Source organism: Streptomyces sp. TE5632 (genome assembly GCF_054061295.1).
Genome location: NZ_JBSSEA010000003.1, coordinates 3,345,497 through 3,361,692 on the forward strand (window position 1 = coordinate 3,345,497; position 16,196 = coordinate 3,361,692).

A 16,196-nucleotide genomic window follows, 5' to 3' on the forward strand; every position below is an offset into this window, starting at 1 on the left:
ATGGATGGAGCATGAGCAGCCACGGGGGAGCCCGCCACGGTGGGGTAGACGAGCCGACGAGTTTTGATCTGCAACCGCCGGCCCCGAACCCGGACCGGGTTCCGAACCCGGCCGCGCCCATGACGCATCCCGGCAACCCGTACGCGTCCCCCACGCAGGTGGTGCCGCCGCAGCCGCACACCCCGCAGGCGCCGTCGCAGCAGCCTCCCCACGCGCCGCCGTCCTCCTCGCAGCCGTCGCAGGACCCCGGCGTCGGCCGGCTCATCGCCGGTCGTTACCGGCTGCTCTCCAAGCTCGGGCACGGCGGCATGGGCACGGTGTGGCGGGCCGCGGACGAGACGGTGGACCGTGAGGTCGCCGTCAAGGAGCCCCGCGTCCCGGATCACCTTCCCGAACGCGAACGGGCCAACGCCTTCGAACGGATGCGCCGCGAGGCCCGTGCCGCGGCCCGGCTCGACCACCCGGCGGTGGTCAACGTCCATGACGTCGCGGTCGTGGACGGACAGCCGTGGATCGTGATGGAACTGGTCCAGGGCCGCTCACTGGGCGCCGTACTGCAGGAGGAGGGCACCCTCTCCGCGCGCGAGGCGGCCAGGGTCGGACTGGAGGTGCTCGGCGCGCTGGAGGCCGCGCACGCGGCCGGCGTCCTGCACCGGGACGTGAAGCCGGACAACGTGCTGCTCGGCCGGCACGACCGGGTCGTCCTCACCGACTTCGGTATCGCCCAGATCGAGGGCGAGACCAACCTGACCGACACCGGCGGCTTCGTCGGTTCGCCCGAGTACATCGCGCCGGAGCGGGTGCTGGGCCAGCGCCCCGGCCCCGCCTCCGACCTGTGGTCCCTCGGGGTCGTGCTGTACGCGGTCACGGAGGGGGTCTCGCCGTTCCGGCGCAGCAACACGCCCGCGACACTCCAGTCCGTCCTCAATGCCGCCCCCGCGCCGCCGACCGCCGCGCAGGGGCCGCTGGCCGAGGTCATCACCGGACTGCTGCAGAAGGACCCGGTGCACCGCCCGAACGCCGCGCAGGTCCGGATGCTGCTGGAAGCCGTCGCCAACCCGCCCGCGCCCCCGCCCACGCAGGTCGTCCACACGCCGGGCATCGGCAACGGATCCGGGCCCGTGTCCGGCGGCAAGGGTGGTGTTCGAATCGGCTACAGGACGCTGGCCGGTCTGGGGGCGGCGGTCGTCGCCGGAGCGGTGGCCGCGTACCTGGTGATCGCGGACCCCTTCGCGGGGCCGCTGCCGGACGGCTGGGAGACCCACAAGGAGGAGGACGTTGCGGCGTCCGTGTCGGTGCCGAAGGGCTATCAGAGGTCCGTGCCCGACCGGAAGACGGACCAGGACCACTGGGTCAGGTACACGGACCACAGCGGCAGCATCTGGGTCGGTCTGACACTCGAGCGGAAGGCCGAGGACACCGGTAACGAGATCGAGGGTTCCGCCGACGCCGAGATGTACGACGACAACAAGCGCTTCAAGGAGACCGGCAACTACTCCCTCGACATGCCGGAGGACCCGACGACACACCCGAAGCCCAACCTCACCCACAAGGGGAAGAAGGCCGCGGAGAACACCGTCGTCTACACCACGGACGACAGCCAGAACCCCCGTCCGCGCGAGATGCGGATCTTCTACTACATGACCTCCGCCGAGGACATGTACAAGCTCACCATTAGCTACCCGGGCAAGGGCGACTTCACGGAGCGCGGGCGTGAGGTGGCGCAGACCGTGATCGACAACCTGGACATCGAGGAGTCCGCCAAGAAGTCCGCCGAGGAGCCGGTCGACGAACCCTGACCGAACAACGCCCTGATCAGCGGGTTTGTTGCCAGCGTTCACTGGCATGGTGGGTGAGCGGTCCGTGAATCTGTTACCGACGGGTACACAAAGTGTTCGGGTGGGCATACCCTGCGGCTCATGACGGACGTGCAGACCACCCGGGACACCACCGGCACCAACCCTCCGGCCCCCGCCCCGGCGGGCGCCCGCACCGCGGCCGACGTGGTCACTCCCGAACTGGTCGCCCAGCTCACCAAGGGAGTCGTCGGGTCCGGGCGGACCGCCAACCACACGCCCTTCACCGGCGAGAAGCTGGCGGACCTCCCGGAGTCGACCCCCGAGGACGTGGAGCGGGCCTTCGAGGCGGCCCGCACCGCCCAGGCCGTGTGGGCGCAGATCCCGGTACGACGGCGCGCCGCCGTTCTGCTCCGGTTCCACGACCTGGTGCTCGAACGCCAGGCCGAGGTGCTCGACCTGATCCAGCTGGAGACCGGCAAGGCCCGCCTGCATGCCCACGAGGAGGTCCAGGCCGTCGCCGTCGCCGCCCGCCACTACGGCCGCCGGGCCGCCGCGTATCTGCGGCCCAAGCGCCACGCGGGCGCCATGCCCGCCCTCACGAAGGTCACCGAGCTGCGTCACCCGCGCGGTGTCGTCGGCCAGATCGCGCCCTGGAACTACCCGCTCGAACTGTCCGTCGGCGACGCGCTTCCGGCGTTCGTCGCGGGCAACGCGGTCGTGATGAAGCCCGACACGGAGACCTGCCTCACCGCGCTCTGGGCCCGTGACCTGCTGATCGAGGCCGGGCTGCCCGCCGACGTCTTCCAGGTCGTGCTCGGCGAGGGGCCGGTCGTCGGTCCGGAGGTCGTCCGGCACGCCGACTACGTCTCCTTCACCGGCTCCACCCGCACCGGCCGAGAGGTCGCCCGGAGCGCCGCCGCCCGCCTGGTCGGCGTGTCCCTCGAACTCGGCGGCAAGAACGCCATGCTGGTCCTGGAGGACGCCGACCTGGACAAGGCCGCCGCCGGCGCTGTCCGCGCCTGCTTCTCCTCCGCGGGCCAGCTCTGCATCTCCATCGAGCGGCTGTACGTCCACGAGTCGGTCGCCGACGCCTTCCTGGAGCGCTTCGCCGCCCGGACCCGCGCGATCCGCCTCGGCACCTCCCTGAGCTACGGCGCCGACATGGGCTCCCTGGTCGGCGAACGCCAGCTGGAGGCCGTCACCCGGCACGTGGAGGACGCCGTCGCCAAGGGCGCCAAGGTGATCGCGGGCGGCACGGCCCGTCCGGACGTCGGACCGTACTTCTACGAGCCGACCATCCTCGACGGCGTCGAGGAGTCCATGACCGTCTGCGCGGAGGAGACCTTCGGCCCGGTCGTCTCCCTCTACCGCTTCGGCTCCGACGACGAGGCCGTCGAACGCGCCAACTCCACCCCGTACGGCCTGAACGCCTCGGTCTGGACGAAGGACGCCCGGCGCGGCCGCGAGGTGGCCGGCCGGCTGCGCACCGGCACGGTCAACATCAACGAGGGGTACGCGCCCGCCTACGGCAGCGTCCAGTCGCCGATGGGTGGCATGAAGGACTCCGGCCTCGGCCGCCGGCACGGCTCCGAGGGCATCCTCAAGTACACGGAGGCCCAGACCGTCGCGCACCAGCGGCTGCTGCCGATGGCTCCCTCCCTCGGCCTGGACGACGAGCGGTACGCGGAGTTCATGAGCCAGAGCCTGCGCCTGATGAAGGCATTCCGTTTCCGCTAGGCGGTGTCTTCAAATGGTCTTGGGTGGTGGATCATGGTCGGGTGATACGTCGCCATGAACTGTCGGACGCCGAGTGGGAGTTCGTCCGGCCGCTGCTGCCCGCATCGCTGCGGGGCCGCAAGCGGCTGGACGACCGCACGGTGCTCAACGGGATCGTGTGGAAGTTCCGCACCGGGACCGCCTGGCGGGACGTGCCCGAGCGGTACGGCCCGTGGGCCACGCTGCACACCCGCTTCCGCCGTTGGGCCCTGGATGGCACCTTCGAGCGGATGCTCCAGGCCGCCCAGGCCAGGGCGGACGCGGCCGGGGACATCGACTGGCTGGTGTCGGTCGACTCCACCGTCGTGCGGGCCCACCAGCACGCCGCCGGGGCCCGAAAAGGGGGCTCCGCAGCCCCGCCCTCGGACGCTCCCGAGGCGGCCTGACCAGCAAGATCCACCTGGCCTGCGATGCATGGGGTCGTCCGCTGGCCTTCACCGTCACCGGCGGCAACACCAACGACTGCACCCAGTTCACCGCCGTGATGGAGGCGATCCGGGTGCCCCGCCTCGGCCCGGGACGCCCCCGGGTGCGGCCCGATCACGTGCTGGGCGACAAGGGCTACAGCTCCAAGGCGATCCGGGCCTGGCTCAGGCGGCGGGGCATCGCCCACACCATTCCGGAGCGGGCCGACCAGGTCCGCAACCGGCTCCGCCGGGGCAGCCGCGGCGGGCGCCCGCCGGTCTTCGACCGACAGCTCTACAAGCGGCGCAACGTGGTCGAACGCTGCTTCAGCCGGCTGAAGCAGTGGCGCGGCATCGCCACCCGCTACGACAAGACCGTCGAGTCCTACCAGGCAGCCGTCACCCTTGCCTCGCTCCTGATGTGGGCGTGACATTTGAAGACACCACCTAGCCCGCCCCGCCCCGCCCCGCCCGGGCCAAGCCGGCACCGCAGCTTTCGACGAGGAGAGCACGTGTCACAGGAGAACTCCGCCCAGGAACGGAACGACGAACGCGAGGACGAAACACTGCACGACGCCGTGTACGACTACGACGTCCTCGTCGTCGGCTCGGGCTTCGGCGGTTCCGTCACGGCCCTGCGCCTGACCGAGAAGGGCTACCGCGTAGGCGTACTGGAAGCGGGCCGCCGCTTCACCCGCGACTCCCTGCCGAAGAACTCCTGGGACCTGAGGAACTACCTGTGGGCCCCCAGGCTCGGCATGTACGGCATCCAACGCATCCATCTGCTGGGCAACGTGATGGTCCTGGCCGGCGCGGGCGTCGGCGGCGGCTCCCTCAACTACGCCAACACCCTCTACGTACCGCCCAAGCCCTTCTTCGACGACCCGCAGTGGCGCGACATCACCGACTGGCAGGACGAGCTGAAGCCGTACTACGACCAGGCGCGGCGCATGCTGGGCGTGCGGCTCAACCCGACGACGACCCCGTCCGACGTGCACCTGAAGGCGGCGGCCGAGCGGATGGGCGTGGGCGACACCTTCCACATGGCCCCGGTCGGCGTCTTCTTCGGTGACGGCGAGGACGCCGACGGCACGGTGAAGGCGAAGCCGGGGCGGGAGGCGGCCGACCCGTACTTCGGTGGGGCGGGACCCTCGCGCCGGGCCTGCACCGAATGCGGCGAGTGCATGACCGGTTGCCGGCACGGCGCGAAGAACACCCTCGACGAGAACTACCTCCATCTCGCCGAGAAGGCGGGCGCGGTCGTCCATCCCATGACGACGGCCGTGTCGGTGACGGAGGACTCGCAGGGCGGATTCGCCGTCGCCGCGCTCCCCACCGACAACCGCCGCAAGGGCGGCGGGCGGACCTTCCGGGCCCGCCGCGTCGTGCTGGCCGCCGGCACGTACGGTACCCAGACACTGCTGCACCGGATGAAGGCCAACGGCCAACTTCCCCACATCTCGGACAGGCTGGGCGAGCTGACCCGTACCAACTCCGAGGCGCTGGTCGGCGCGCAGACCGACGACCGCCGCTATCGCAAGGCGACAGGGTCGCCCAAGGTCGACTTCACCCGCGGTGTGGCCATCACCTCGTCGATCCACCCCGACGAGAACACCCATATCGAACCGGTCCGTTACGGTCGCGGCTCCAACTCGATGGGCGGCCTGTCGATCCTCCAGGTCCCGTACGCTGGCGACGGTTCGGGCGCGGCCAGGGTGCTGGGCTGGCTGGGCAACGCGGCGAGGCACCCCTGGCAGATGATGCGTTCGCTCTCCAACCGGCGCTGGTCGGAGCGGACCATCATCGGCCTGGTGATGCAGTCGTTGGACAACTCCCTGACGACGTACCTGAAACCGTCCGGGGCGGGCCGCGGGCTGCTCACCGCGCGGCAGGGCCACGGTGCCGCCAACCCCAAGCAGATCAAGGCGGCCACGGAGGGCGCGTCCGCCCTGGCGGCCGAGATCAACGGGTTCGCCGGCTCCAACCTCGGCGAGCTGTCCGGCATGCCGCTCACCGCCCACTTCCTGGGCGGCTGCCCCATCGGAGCCACCCGGGACACCGGCGTGGTCGACCCGTACCACCGCCTCTACGGTCACCCCGGCATCTCGGTCGTGGACGGGGCGGCGGTCTCGGCGAACCTGGGCGTGAACCCGTCCCTGACGATCACGGCACAGGCCGAGCGGGCCATGTCGTACTGGCCCAACAAGGGCGAACCCGATCCTCGTCCGCGGCAGGGGGCGCCCTACGAGCGGCTCCAGCCGGTCGAGCCGAAGGCGCCGGCGGTCCCGGCGGACGCGTTCGGCGCGCTGAGGCTGCCGTTCCTGGGGATGCCGGCGGTGCCGCCGAAGAAGTAGCCACGGCAGCCGGGCGGTCCGGGTGATCCGGGCGGCCCCGAGAAGGGAAGAGGACCTGCGCCCCCCTCCGAGCGCAGGTCCTCTTCCCTTTGTCTGCGGCGTGCTCACGCCACCTTGCCCACGGTGTGCTTACGCCACCGCACCGGCCTTGCGGCGACGCACCACGAACACCGCACCCGCACCGGCCACGACGGCGGCACCGCCGAGGAGTCCGATCATCGGAAGCGCGGAGCTGGAACCGGTCTCGGCCAGGCTGCCGGTGACCTTCGGCGTGTCGGCGGCCGGCTTCTTGTCCGTGACGGGGGCCTTGCCGCCCACCTGCGGCTTGGTGCCGTCCGTGTTCGTACCGGCGGCCACGATCTGGAACTTGTACGACACGTCACCGTAGCCGAGGCACTCGCCGTCGCTGTCGCCGTAGATCGTCGCGCCGAGCGAGAAGCCGGCGCCGACCGGGGCGGAGGCCTTCACGTTGATCCGCATCGGGATGTTGACCTGGTAGCCGGCTTCGAGTTCGGTGCTGTAGCCGATGTAGCCGACCGCGTAGCCGCCCTCGTTGAGGTCGGCCCAGATCTCGTCCTCCGGGTCCCAGACCTGCAGCTGGACGTGCTTGCTCCGGAACATGTCCTCCCCGTACGCGTCGGGGGAGGCCCCGGCGAAGTAGTCGAGGTCCTCGAGGGTGGAGTCGGAGTTGTTCACCACGTCCAGCGAGAACTTGTGCCAGCCGCTGCCCACCGCGATCTTGCCGGGCAGACCGGAGAAGCCGACGTCGACCTTGGTGTCCTCACATATGGACGGCTCGGGGTCCGGAGTCTCGGACTCCTCCGGCTTCGACGCGCTGGGCGTGGGCTCGGGCGCGGAGGTGCTCGGGGCCGGGTCGGACTCGCTGGCCGTGGGCTCCGGCTCCTCGTCGCCGGGCTCGCCGGGCTCGTCGGGCTCGCCGGGCTCGGTGTCGCCGGGGTTGTCCGTGTCGTCGGTCGTCTCGGTGGCGGACGGCTCGGTGGACGGGTCGTCCGTCTCCGTCGGCTCGGTCTCCCCGGTCGACTCAGGGGAGGAGGCGGTCGGCGACGGGCTCGTCGGGTCGTCGGTGGCGTACGCGGCCGGAGCGGCGAGGAGCGCAGCCGGGGCGATCACTGCTGTTGCGGCCGCAACAGCCATGGCGCGGCGGAGCTTCATGAAGACCTCGGGAAGTCAGGTGTACCGCCGGTTGCGGTACGCGTCAGGGGGGAGGCCTCCGCGGTGGGGCGCGGGGATGTGGCCCGTGGTTCTGATGGGTTTGATCACCGAACCCTGTGAATGGTTGTCCTGGCTCTGACAGAAAATTTATGTGAGGTGGGTCACTCGTGCGGAGTGATCGGTGCGGGCGTACGCTCACCCTTCGATCCGCGTCGGCGGAATCCGACACTCCATGGCAGAAAGCGCGTCACCCGGTGCCCGAGCAGTCGTCCGAAGAGCCAACAAGACCTGAGTCCTCCAACCCGCCTGACGAGGTGTGGGACAAATTCTTCGAGGACAGTGAGCGCGACATCCGCGCCTCCGCCCCGAAGGAACCGTCCGCGCGGGCGCGGATGGTGACCGAGCGGCTGCGCGCCATGGACGAGGCGCAGGCCAGGTCGAACGGCGTTGGCGGAAAGCGCCGTTGGGGCCGGAACGAGCCCACCGCCCCGCCCGCCCGGCCCGAGGGATGGCGCACCGGGCCCGCCTGGCAGGAGATGAACGGCCGCACCACGCGCCGGCGCACGGGCTGGAGCGTCCTCGGCGTGCTGGTGGCCATAGCGGTGGCCGTGGTCGCCGTCGACCCGTCCGGCGCGCTCTCCCGGCTGCCCGGCGAACTCGGTGACGGGTTCGGCTCGGACGAGACGAACGGCGCCTCCGCCGCACCGCTGGCCCCCGAGAGCGCCCGTCCCACGAGCGCCCCCTCCGCGGCCCCCGCCGACATACCCACCCGGAAGCGGCCGTTCGTCGGATCTCCGGCCGCGCGGTGGGAGTCGGGAGCGGAGGCGATCCGGTTGCCGGAGGGGAAGGCGAAGGCCGTCAACGGCGTCTCCGCAGCCGCCGTCGAGGCGGCCCTGGAAGGGGCGAGGGAGTTCCTGATCACCTCGAACCTCGACCATGAGGTGATCATGGGGGCCGAGCCGAAGAAGGCGCTGGCCCTCCTCGACCCGTTGATGGGGGACTACCTGGCCGAGCTGCGCGCCGGGCTGCGCAAGCCCACGGTGGAGAACGACCCGGTGTGGGTCCTCACCCGGTTCGACCCCGACGAGGTCGAACCGGTGGACGATGTGAGGGTCCGTGGCCGTCTGACGGTCGAGTCCGTGCGCGGAACCGCCGGAAAGGCCGTGGTCAAGGGTGACTACACCTTCGTGTACGCGCTCGCCCGCCGGGGTGGGGGCGAGGTGGCCCGCGTGATCGTGCGCCGGGTGATCGAGGTGGAGGCGGTGGATCCCGCCAGGTTCCAGGCGACCGACGGACACATCTGGCTCGCCGACGTCAACAGCGAGATCGGCAACGACGACTGCCGCGAGGGTGACGGAGTGATCCGTCCGCAGTTCCTCGCCGACCTGGAAGGCGGTCCCATGCCGACGGGGGAGGAGCGGGATCCGTACGACCGGAGCCGGGGGCTGGAGGGGGCCGCCGGGGAATGCGGTGTCGTGTCCCGCACCTGACACCACGTCCCGCACGGATGCCGGCCGCGGGAGGAGGGTTCCGCCGGTCGGCCCCGGGCGTCCCCGGAGCCGGCCGTTCTCTTGGGTGACCGGGCTGCTGTCCCCTGCCGTCCGGTCACCTGTCCGGAGCGAGATCCCACGACGCACGGCACGATCCGCACGCCTCATCGCTCCGGCGAGCCACGCGTGGTTCTTTCGAGCCCGCCCCTGGCTGACACGGACACCCGTACCAACGGCGCGACCGCGGCTCCGGTCACGCGCCGTACGGGTGAGGGTGAATGCGTACATGTGTGCCGGGAACGCGGATTCAGTCGCCGGTGGCCGGCAGCGGCGGTCGGCAGCGGTGTCCGGCCGGTTCAGATCTTGCCGCGGCTCAGCTCCAGCAGGGTCATCGCGAGCGTGGTGCCCGGCTTGCCCAGGGCCTCCCTGTAGTGGCTGAGGATCTCCATCTCGCGGGAGAGGTTCACGCGCCGGCCGCCGGAGGTGATCCGTTCCCGCTGGATGACGGCCGACACGGCCATCCGTTCCTGGACCAGGCCGATGATCCGATCGTCCAGGGCGTCGATCCGCTCGCGGGCACCGGTGATCACGTCGGCGGCCTCTGCGGTGCGGGCGCCGGTCCTCTCGGCGGTCGTGCCGTCGGCGGCGGTGATGTCGGTGGTGGTCATGGCGGGGCTCCTCGGTGGATGTGTGGGATGCCCTGGAACGACCGGGTCCGAAAACGTCAGGCGCCCCGGACCTTGTCGGCCCGGGGCGCCTGGGAAGTCGCTTGTCAGTTGCTCAAGCAGCACGACCATGGCAGCCGGTGGGCCGGTTGCCATAGGTAAAGAGGAAAGCCGAGAAGGCCGTGTGCGTGAACATGGGTCCCAGTATGCCGCGCCCGCCCCGGCCGTCCAACCCGGGTCGCATGGTGAGACGGGCCCCGGCCGTGCGCGGCTGCGGGAGCCAGGGGAGGGCCGCATGTCCACCGGCTAGAATCGGAAGACACCAGACCCGCCCACCGCCGGAAGGCACCTCGTGTCATCAGCGACTTCCGCTGCCAACGCGCCCGACACCGTCCTGGTCGTCGACTTCGGCGCGCAGTACGCCCAGCTCATCGCCCGTCGCGTCCGCGAGGCGCGGGTCTACAGCGAGATCGTGCCGAGCACCATGCCGGTCGCGGAGATCCTCGCCAAGAACCCGGCGGCGATCATTCTCTCCGGCGGCCCCTCGTCGGTGTACGAGGAGGGCGCCCCCACCGTCGACCGCGCGCTCTTCGAGGCCGGTGTCCCGGTCTTCGGCATGTGCTACGGCTTCCAGCTCATGGCGCGGACCCTGGGCGGCCAGGTGGACAACACCGGCGCCCGTGAGTACGGCCGTACGGAGCTGCACGTCTCCAAGTCGTCCTCCACCCTCTTCGAGGGCACCCCGGACGAGCAGGCCGTGTGGATGTCGCACGGCGACGCCTGCTCCGCGGCCCCCGAGGGCTTCGCCGTCACGGCCTCCACGGACGTCGTCCCGGTCGCCGCCTTCGAGAACGACGAGAAGAAGCTCTACGGCGTCCAGTACCACCCCGAGGTGATGCACTCCACGCACGGGCAGCAGGTGCTGGAGCACTTCCTGTACCGGGGCGCGGGCCTGAGCCCGAGCTGGACCACCGGCAACGTCATCGAGGACCAGGTCGCCGCCATCCGTGAGCAGGTCGGTGACCGGCGTGCCATCTGCGGTCTGTCCGGCGGGGTGGACTCCGCCGTCGCCGCGGCCCTCGTCCAGAAGGCCATCGGTTCGCAGCTGACCTGCGTGTACGTCGACCACGGCCTGATGCGCAAGGGCGAGACCGAGCAGGTCGAGAAGGACTTCGTCGCCGCGACCGGCGTGCAGCTGAAGGTCGTGGACGCGTCGGAGCGGTTCCTGACCGCGCTCAAGGGCGTCTCGGACCCCGAGGAGAAGCGGAAGATCATCGGCCGCGAGTTCATCCGGGTCTTCGAGCAGGCCCAGGCCGAGATCGTCGCGGACGCGGGCCCGGCCGTGGAGTTCCTGGTCCAGGGCACCCTCTACCCGGACGTCGTCGAGTCCGGCGGGGGCACCGGCACCGCCAACATCAAGTCCCACCACAACGTGGGCGGTCTGCCCGAGGACCTCGAGTTCAAGCTGATCGAGCCGCTGCGCCAGCTGTTCAAGGACGAGGTCCGGATGGTCGGCCAGGAACTCGGCCTGCCCGAGGAGATCGTCCAGCGGCAGCCGTTCCCCGGCCCGGGACTCGGCATCCGCATCGTCGGCGAGGTGACCAGGGAGCGGCTCGACCTGCTGCGCGAGGCCGACGCCATCGCCCGCGAGGAGCTCACCGCGGCAGGCCTCGACCGGGACATCTGGCAGTGCCCCGTGGTCCTGCTCGCGGACGTCCGCAGCGTCGGTGTGCAGGGCGACGGCCGCACCTACGGCCACCCCGTCGTCCTGCGCCCGGTGTCCTCCGAGGACGCGATGACCGCCGACTGGTCGCGGCTGCCGTACGACGTCCTCGCGAAGATCTCCACCCGCATCACCAACGAGGTGCGGGACGTCAACCGCGTCGTCCTCGACGTGACCTCCAAGCCGCCGGGGACCATCGAGTGGGAGTAGCCCCTGTTCGGGCAGCCCCTGTTCGGAGGGGACTCACGTCCGTTTGAGCGTGCGCACCGGCTCACCGGGCTTCCAGACCTGGAGGACGAGATACGTCTCGTCCTCCACGTAGGTCCGTACGACCTCCGTCAACTCGGTGCGGAAGAGGTGGAACGGCTCCGGCGGTTCCACCTCTTCGGCGTACTCGCTCCTGGTGTCCGCGTCGTCGACCTCGAACGCGCGCCCGCTGATCCGGACGTCCCCGCCGCCCATGCCCGTGCCCGCCCCCGGGTTCGCCTGGAGCGCGAAGCGCGGGTCGCGGCGCAGGTCGAGTGCCTTGAGCGAGTCCGGCATCATGCCGAGCCACAGCTCACCGTTCAGAAAGCGCACCTCCAGGCCGGTGGTGCGCGGCGCCCCGTCCTTGCGCAGGGTCGCGAGGACGTGGTGGGTGTGCGCGCGGAAGCGCTCCTCCACGGTCTTCGCGAGATCGGGTTCGGCGGAGGTGAAAGCCCCCCAGTTCGTGTTCACGGGGTTCGTGTCCATGGGCCGAGTGTGGCGCGGATACCGGACACCTCGTGTCGGGTATCCGCGGTGTCCTCCGGATGGAGCAGCAGGCGCCGTACGGCGGTCGGCCACAGCCGGCCACAGCCGGCCACAGCCGGCCACGGGGGGAATCTCATGGCCGGGTCAACATGACGCCTCGGACTTCACCCACTGACCGGACCTGCCGAGTGGGGAGGGTCGGACGTAGGGCACAATTCGCAGTCGTTGCCGGGGAGTTGCGTGCACCGATTGTGATCTTCAACGTGTGCGCGGACATGGGAAAGGCGGGCTTCGGGCGTGGCGGTGCAGGAGGCGAACCCCACCGGGACGGGGTATGGCACGGACGTGGGCGCCCACGAGGGCGGCTGCGCCTGCGGGGACTGTCCGCACGGGGTGCGTGAGGGGCACCGGCGCGCGGTCGCCGCGTTCCTGCTGAAGCGGGAGGAGTTCGCGGCCGGGCAGGGGCTGCCCGCGGCGGTCGCCCACTCGGCGTCCGCCTCCCGCCAGTGGGTCTCGGAGGAGCTGGCGCAGGCCGCGGAACTCGTGGCCGAGCGCGGCCGGGCCGAGGGCGCGGCCTGGCTGGCGCGCCTGTGGCGTCGGACGGCGGTCGTGGTGTGGGCGGCGGTCGTGCTGCTGCTTCTGGGCCAGGCGCTCACGGCGATCGGCGCGGGCTGGAGTGCCGCCCGCACGGCAGGGTTGCTGGCCGCGCTGGTGGTGGCCGGCGCGCTGACCGCCGCTTCGTGGTTCCACCGGGCACGGGGCGGGGTGCTGGCGCCGGTGATCGGGGAGGACAACCGTCTTTCCACGTCCCGCGTGGTGGCGGCCTCCTGGGTGCTGCTCCTGGCGTACGCGGTGCTGGTCCTGGTGGGGCAACTGGCGGTCGCCTCCGAGCACCGGGATCGCGACGCGCTGATCGCGGGACTGGAACTGGCCCGCGGTGTGGGCGTGGTGACCGTACTCGCCGTGGTGTGCGGGATCGCCGTGGTGGTGCGGCGGGTGGTCGGACTTCGTGTGCAGGGGCAGCGGCTGCAGAAGGTGCGTGCGGACCGGCCCCGGGCGGCCGATCTGCTGACCGACGACGCGGGACGGGGCTGCTTCGCCGACATCCAGTACGTCGTGATCAGCGCCGTCGCGCTGGTGTTCGCGGCGGTGCGACTGGCGCGGCGGCCGGACCAGTTGCCCGATCTGCCGTGGGGGCTCGCGGTGGTCGTACTGGTGTCGGCGGCGACCTATCTCGCGGGCAAGTACGCGGAAGGCGGTCGGCCGGTCATCCTTTCGGTGGTACGGGCGCGGGAGGCCGGGGACCTGGACGCGCCGATCCGGACCGGCGACGACATCGAGATCCGGGGCACCGGCTTCGTTCCGATGGGCGCGCAGGGAGCCGACCGGCTGGCCCGGATGGTGGTCCGGGTGGGAACGGTGCACGTCCATGTGCCGCTGGTGCCGGTGAGGGGCGGTTTCGACAACCCGACGGACGCCCTGCTGACCGTTCCGGTCCCGGCGGAGGTGGAACCGGGGCGGGTGGAGGTGCAGGTCGTCACGGCAGCCGGGGTGGAGACGAACCGGTACGCGATCGACGTGACGGACTAGCCGGACCGGTCGGTGTGGCCGAGCCGAGTGGCCGAGTGGCCGAGGTGACGTTCCGAAAAATCGGGGCGGTAATGGATTGATCCGGCCTTGATTGTCGTACGTATGGTCTGTCGAGGGGGTCTCGGTACGGCGGCGAGAGGCGGCAGACGGCGATGACTCACGGTATGCGCACGGATACGTACAGCCCTCACTTCGGCGGCAGCAGGAACTGGCGGGACACCGCCACGCGGTACGCACTCCTTCCTCTGCGGATCTTTCTGGGCGTCACCTTCATCTATGCCGGACTGGACAAACTCACCGACAGCGCGTTCATGAAGGACGCCGGGGCAGGGTCGATCGGCGACATGATGCGTGCCGTCCGCGACTCCTCGGCCATTCCCGTGCTGGTCGACATGGCCCTGGAGAATCCCGTCGCCTTCGGTTACGCCATCGCTTTCGGCGAGTTGGCCGTCGGCATCGGAACCCTCATCGGTCTGCTCGCCCGGCCGGCCGCCCTCGGCGGCGCGCTGATCTCCCTCAGCCTGTGGCTGACGGTGAGCTGGGCCGCCGAACCGTACTACTACGGAAATGATCTTCCCTACCTCATGGGCTGGATTCCGCTGGTGCTGGCAGGTGCTCCCCTGCTCTCCGTGGACGCCGCCCTCCGGGGGCGCCGGCGACGGCGGGTGAGCGACTACCGGTAGGGCCCGTCCCCTCCGCGGCGAAAGTGCCGGTCCGGCTGCCGGCCGCCTTCGTCAGGTCGGTGACTTCGCGTGGCTCGCCCGGTCGCCGGACCGTCTGTGCCGGCGTATCAGGCCCGTCACGCCGCCCACCGCTGCGGCCAGGCACAGGCCGCCCGCGACGACGGGGAACACGACGAACCACGGGGCGTCCCAGGCGTCGCCCGCGTCTCCTGCGTAGAGCACGCCGGCGAGAGCGAGGAAGGCGCCGGCGACCAGCCTGCCGGGCTGGAACTCATGACGTAGCACGGCTCACCTCCACCTGTCCGGCGCCGACCTGGAGGTCCAGGTCGAGCGTGCCCGCCTTCTTGACGCCCGCGGGCGGAGCCAGGGTCGCCTCCTTGCGCTTGTCGGGCGCCACGTCCACGTCCTTCCGCGGGTCGCCCGGCAACTGGATGTCGCCCAGCCCGACCTGGATGTTCAGCCGCACGGTCACGTTCTCGGGCACGATCACGTGGATGCGGCCCAGGCCGACGTTCGCCCGCGTCGACACGGTCTGCCCCTCGGCCACTCGCACCTTGGACAGATCGAGGGTGCCGCTCCCCGTGCCCAGGTCGTACGCCGGGCGTATCTGTGCGACCGAGGCGGGTTCCCAGCTGGTGCGCGTCCACTCGGTGCCGATGTCCTTGGGCACGGCCGCGGAGGCGGCCAGCAGCCCCGCGGTGATGACCGCCAGGATGATCGACCCCGCTCCGGTGCGGCCCAGGAACGCGCTGACCGCCACACCGAGGCCGAAGACGGCGAGCGCGCACGCGAGACCGGTCTGCAGGCTGGTGCCGAGCGGATGCTCCTGCCACGTCAGGCCCGTGCCCAGGCCGGCCGCGAGCAGGGCGAGCAGGAACACCCAGCCGCCGATCCCGCGGGGCCCTCGCGGCTTGGCCGGCCGCGGGTGCGGGGCGCGCGCGGCGCCGCGGCCGGAACCGTGGGGGTCGAGGCGGACGTCGACCACTGCGGCGATGTCCAGGTCGCGGGAGTTCCCCGGGCCCCACAGATAGCCCGTACCGCCGATGTGTGTGCCGTCCTTGACGATGGGATCGCGCCACCAGGAGGAGTAGGCGGCGGGAACCGGCGGCGCCTGGGGCTCCGGCGGGGCGTCGGCGGCGGCCTGGGCGGCGAGGGGGTCGGGGCTGGGGGCACCGCGGTGCCGGGACCAGTACCCGGCACCGGAGAGCAGCAGGGAGAGCATCACGGCGAAGCTCAGCACCCCGCCGTTGTTCAGCATGGTGAGGAAGACGCCGCAGCCGACCAGCGCAAAAAGTATCGCCGCCAGCGTGTGGCCGCCGACCCGGCCGGTCAGCAGTCTGCGCATCTCGTTCTCCTCCTCGCCCTCGTACGGGACGAGGAGCCAGGCGAAGCCGTAGAAGATGAGGCCGACGCCGCCGGTGGCGGAGAGCACCGCCAGCGTGATGCGGAAGATCACCGGGTCCATGTCGCACTGCCGGCCGAGCCCGGAGCACACCCCACCGATCATCTGGTGCCGGCGGTCACGCCGGAAACGGTGCGGAGGCTCGGGCACGCCCGCCTCGCCGGGCGGCTGCGGGGCCCCGCCGGAAGCGGCCTCTCCGACCGCGCCGGAGCCGGGCCCCGGGCCCGGCGCGGCGTGCTGGTGATCTGTCATGAGTCCCATGGTGACGGGCGAGCCGCCGTGACGGCAGTCGGGACGACCCTGGCCGGACCCTGATATCGGCCCTGAGGGGTGGCCGGGGGAGTGTGCGAGGTGCCCGGACCCGGAGATCAGGGGAGTCTCCGGGATCGACCCTGATGCCCCGGA

Annotated in this window: 12 protein-coding genes and 1 pseudogene; 8 read left to right on the plus strand and 5 right to left on the minus strand. The window is 71.2% G+C overall.

The annotated features are described in order from the left end of the window. Window positions 1–11: 11 nt before the first annotated feature. The 4 genes and pseudogenes from ACVW19_RS20585 to ACVW19_RS20600 all read left to right on the plus strand — a co-directional run bounded on the left by ACVW19_RS20585 (window position 12) and on the right by ACVW19_RS20600 (window position 6,333). On the plus strand, window positions 12–1,799 hold the full coding sequence (locus tag ACVW19_RS20585) for a protein kinase domain-containing protein (protein WP_457460781.1): 1,788 nt from the start codon (window positions 12–14) through the stop codon (window positions 1,797–1,799). Window positions 1,800–1,919: 120 nt separating this feature from the next. Next, window positions 1,920–3,536, plus strand: a complete 1,617-nt coding sequence (locus ACVW19_RS20590; protein ID WP_457460782.1) for a succinic semialdehyde dehydrogenase — start codon at window positions 1,920–1,922, stop codon at window positions 3,534–3,536. 44 nt (window positions 3,537–3,580) lie between these two features. Further along, window positions 3,581–4,410: pseudogene (locus ACVW19_RS20595) on the plus strand (IS5 family transposase). Window positions 4,411–4,491: 81 nt separating this feature from the next. Further along, window positions 4,492–6,333, plus strand: coding sequence for a GMC oxidoreductase (locus ACVW19_RS20600; RefSeq protein WP_457460783.1), 1,842 nt, complete (start codon window positions 4,492–4,494; stop codon window positions 6,331–6,333). A 129-nt stretch (window positions 6,334–6,462) separates the two neighbouring features. Here the strand turns inward: ACVW19_RS20600 and ACVW19_RS20605 are convergent, their stop codons facing one another. Then, the gene (locus tag ACVW19_RS20605) at window positions 6,463–7,488 is read right to left on the minus strand and encodes an LAETG motif-containing sortase-dependent surface protein (protein ID WP_457460784.1); all 1,026 of its coding nucleotides are present in this window, start codon (window positions 7,486–7,488) and stop codon (window positions 6,463–6,465) included. A gap of 332 nt (window positions 7,489–7,820) precedes the next feature. Here ACVW19_RS20605 and ACVW19_RS20610 point away from each other — a divergent pair, with 332 nt between their 5' ends. Next, the gene (locus tag ACVW19_RS20610) at window positions 7,821–8,996 is read left to right on the plus strand and encodes a hypothetical protein (RefSeq protein WP_457460785.1); all 1,176 of its coding nucleotides are present in this window, start codon (window positions 7,821–7,823) and stop codon (window positions 8,994–8,996) included. A gap of 356 nt (window positions 8,997–9,352) precedes the next feature. On the opposite strand, the gene ACVW19_RS20615 is transcribed toward ACVW19_RS20610, so the two are convergent. Next, window positions 9,353–9,664, minus strand: coding sequence for a chorismate mutase (locus ACVW19_RS20615; protein WP_457460786.1), 312 nt, complete (start codon window positions 9,662–9,664; stop codon window positions 9,353–9,355). Window positions 9,665–10,013: 349 nt separating this feature from the next. Here ACVW19_RS20615 and guaA point away from each other — a divergent pair, with 349 nt between their 5' ends. Further along, entirely contained in the window at window positions 10,014–11,594 is a 1,581-nt protein-coding gene (gene guaA, locus ACVW19_RS20620) for a glutamine-hydrolyzing GMP synthase (protein WP_457460787.1), read from the plus strand. A 33-nt stretch (window positions 11,595–11,627) separates the two neighbouring features. Here the strand turns inward: guaA and ACVW19_RS20625 are convergent, their stop codons facing one another. Continuing rightward, the gene (locus ACVW19_RS20625) at window positions 11,628–12,116 is read right to left on the minus strand and encodes a pyridoxamine 5'-phosphate oxidase family protein (RefSeq protein WP_457460788.1); all 489 of its coding nucleotides are present in this window, start codon (window positions 12,114–12,116) and stop codon (window positions 11,628–11,630) included. A 297-nt stretch (window positions 12,117–12,413) separates the two neighbouring features. On the opposite strand from ACVW19_RS20625, the gene ACVW19_RS20630 reads away from it, so the two are divergent. Continuing rightward, entirely contained in the window at window positions 12,414–13,706 is a 1,293-nt protein-coding gene (locus ACVW19_RS20630) for a hypothetical protein (RefSeq protein ID WP_457460789.1), read from the plus strand. A gap of 152 nt (window positions 13,707–13,858) precedes the next feature. After that, window positions 13,859–14,389 carry a DoxX family protein gene (locus ACVW19_RS20635; RefSeq protein WP_457460790.1) on the plus strand — a complete coding sequence of 177 codons (531 nt, stop codon included), beginning with the start codon at window positions 13,859–13,861 and terminating at the stop codon, window positions 14,387–14,389. 51 nt (window positions 14,390–14,440) lie between these two features. Here the strand turns inward: ACVW19_RS20635 and ACVW19_RS20640 are convergent, their stop codons facing one another. Beyond that, complete coding sequence (locus ACVW19_RS20640) at window positions 14,441–14,674, minus strand: hypothetical protein (RefSeq protein WP_457460791.1); 234 nt, start codon at window positions 14,672–14,674, stop codon at window positions 14,441–14,443. After that, window positions 14,661–16,043: a PspC domain-containing protein gene (locus ACVW19_RS20645; protein WP_457460792.1), complete on the minus strand. Its 1,383-nt coding sequence runs from the start codon at window positions 16,041–16,043 to the stop codon at window positions 14,661–14,663. The genes ACVW19_RS20640 and ACVW19_RS20645 overlap by 14 nt, the downstream gene beginning before the upstream one ends. Window positions 16,044–16,196: the final 153 nt, after the last annotated feature.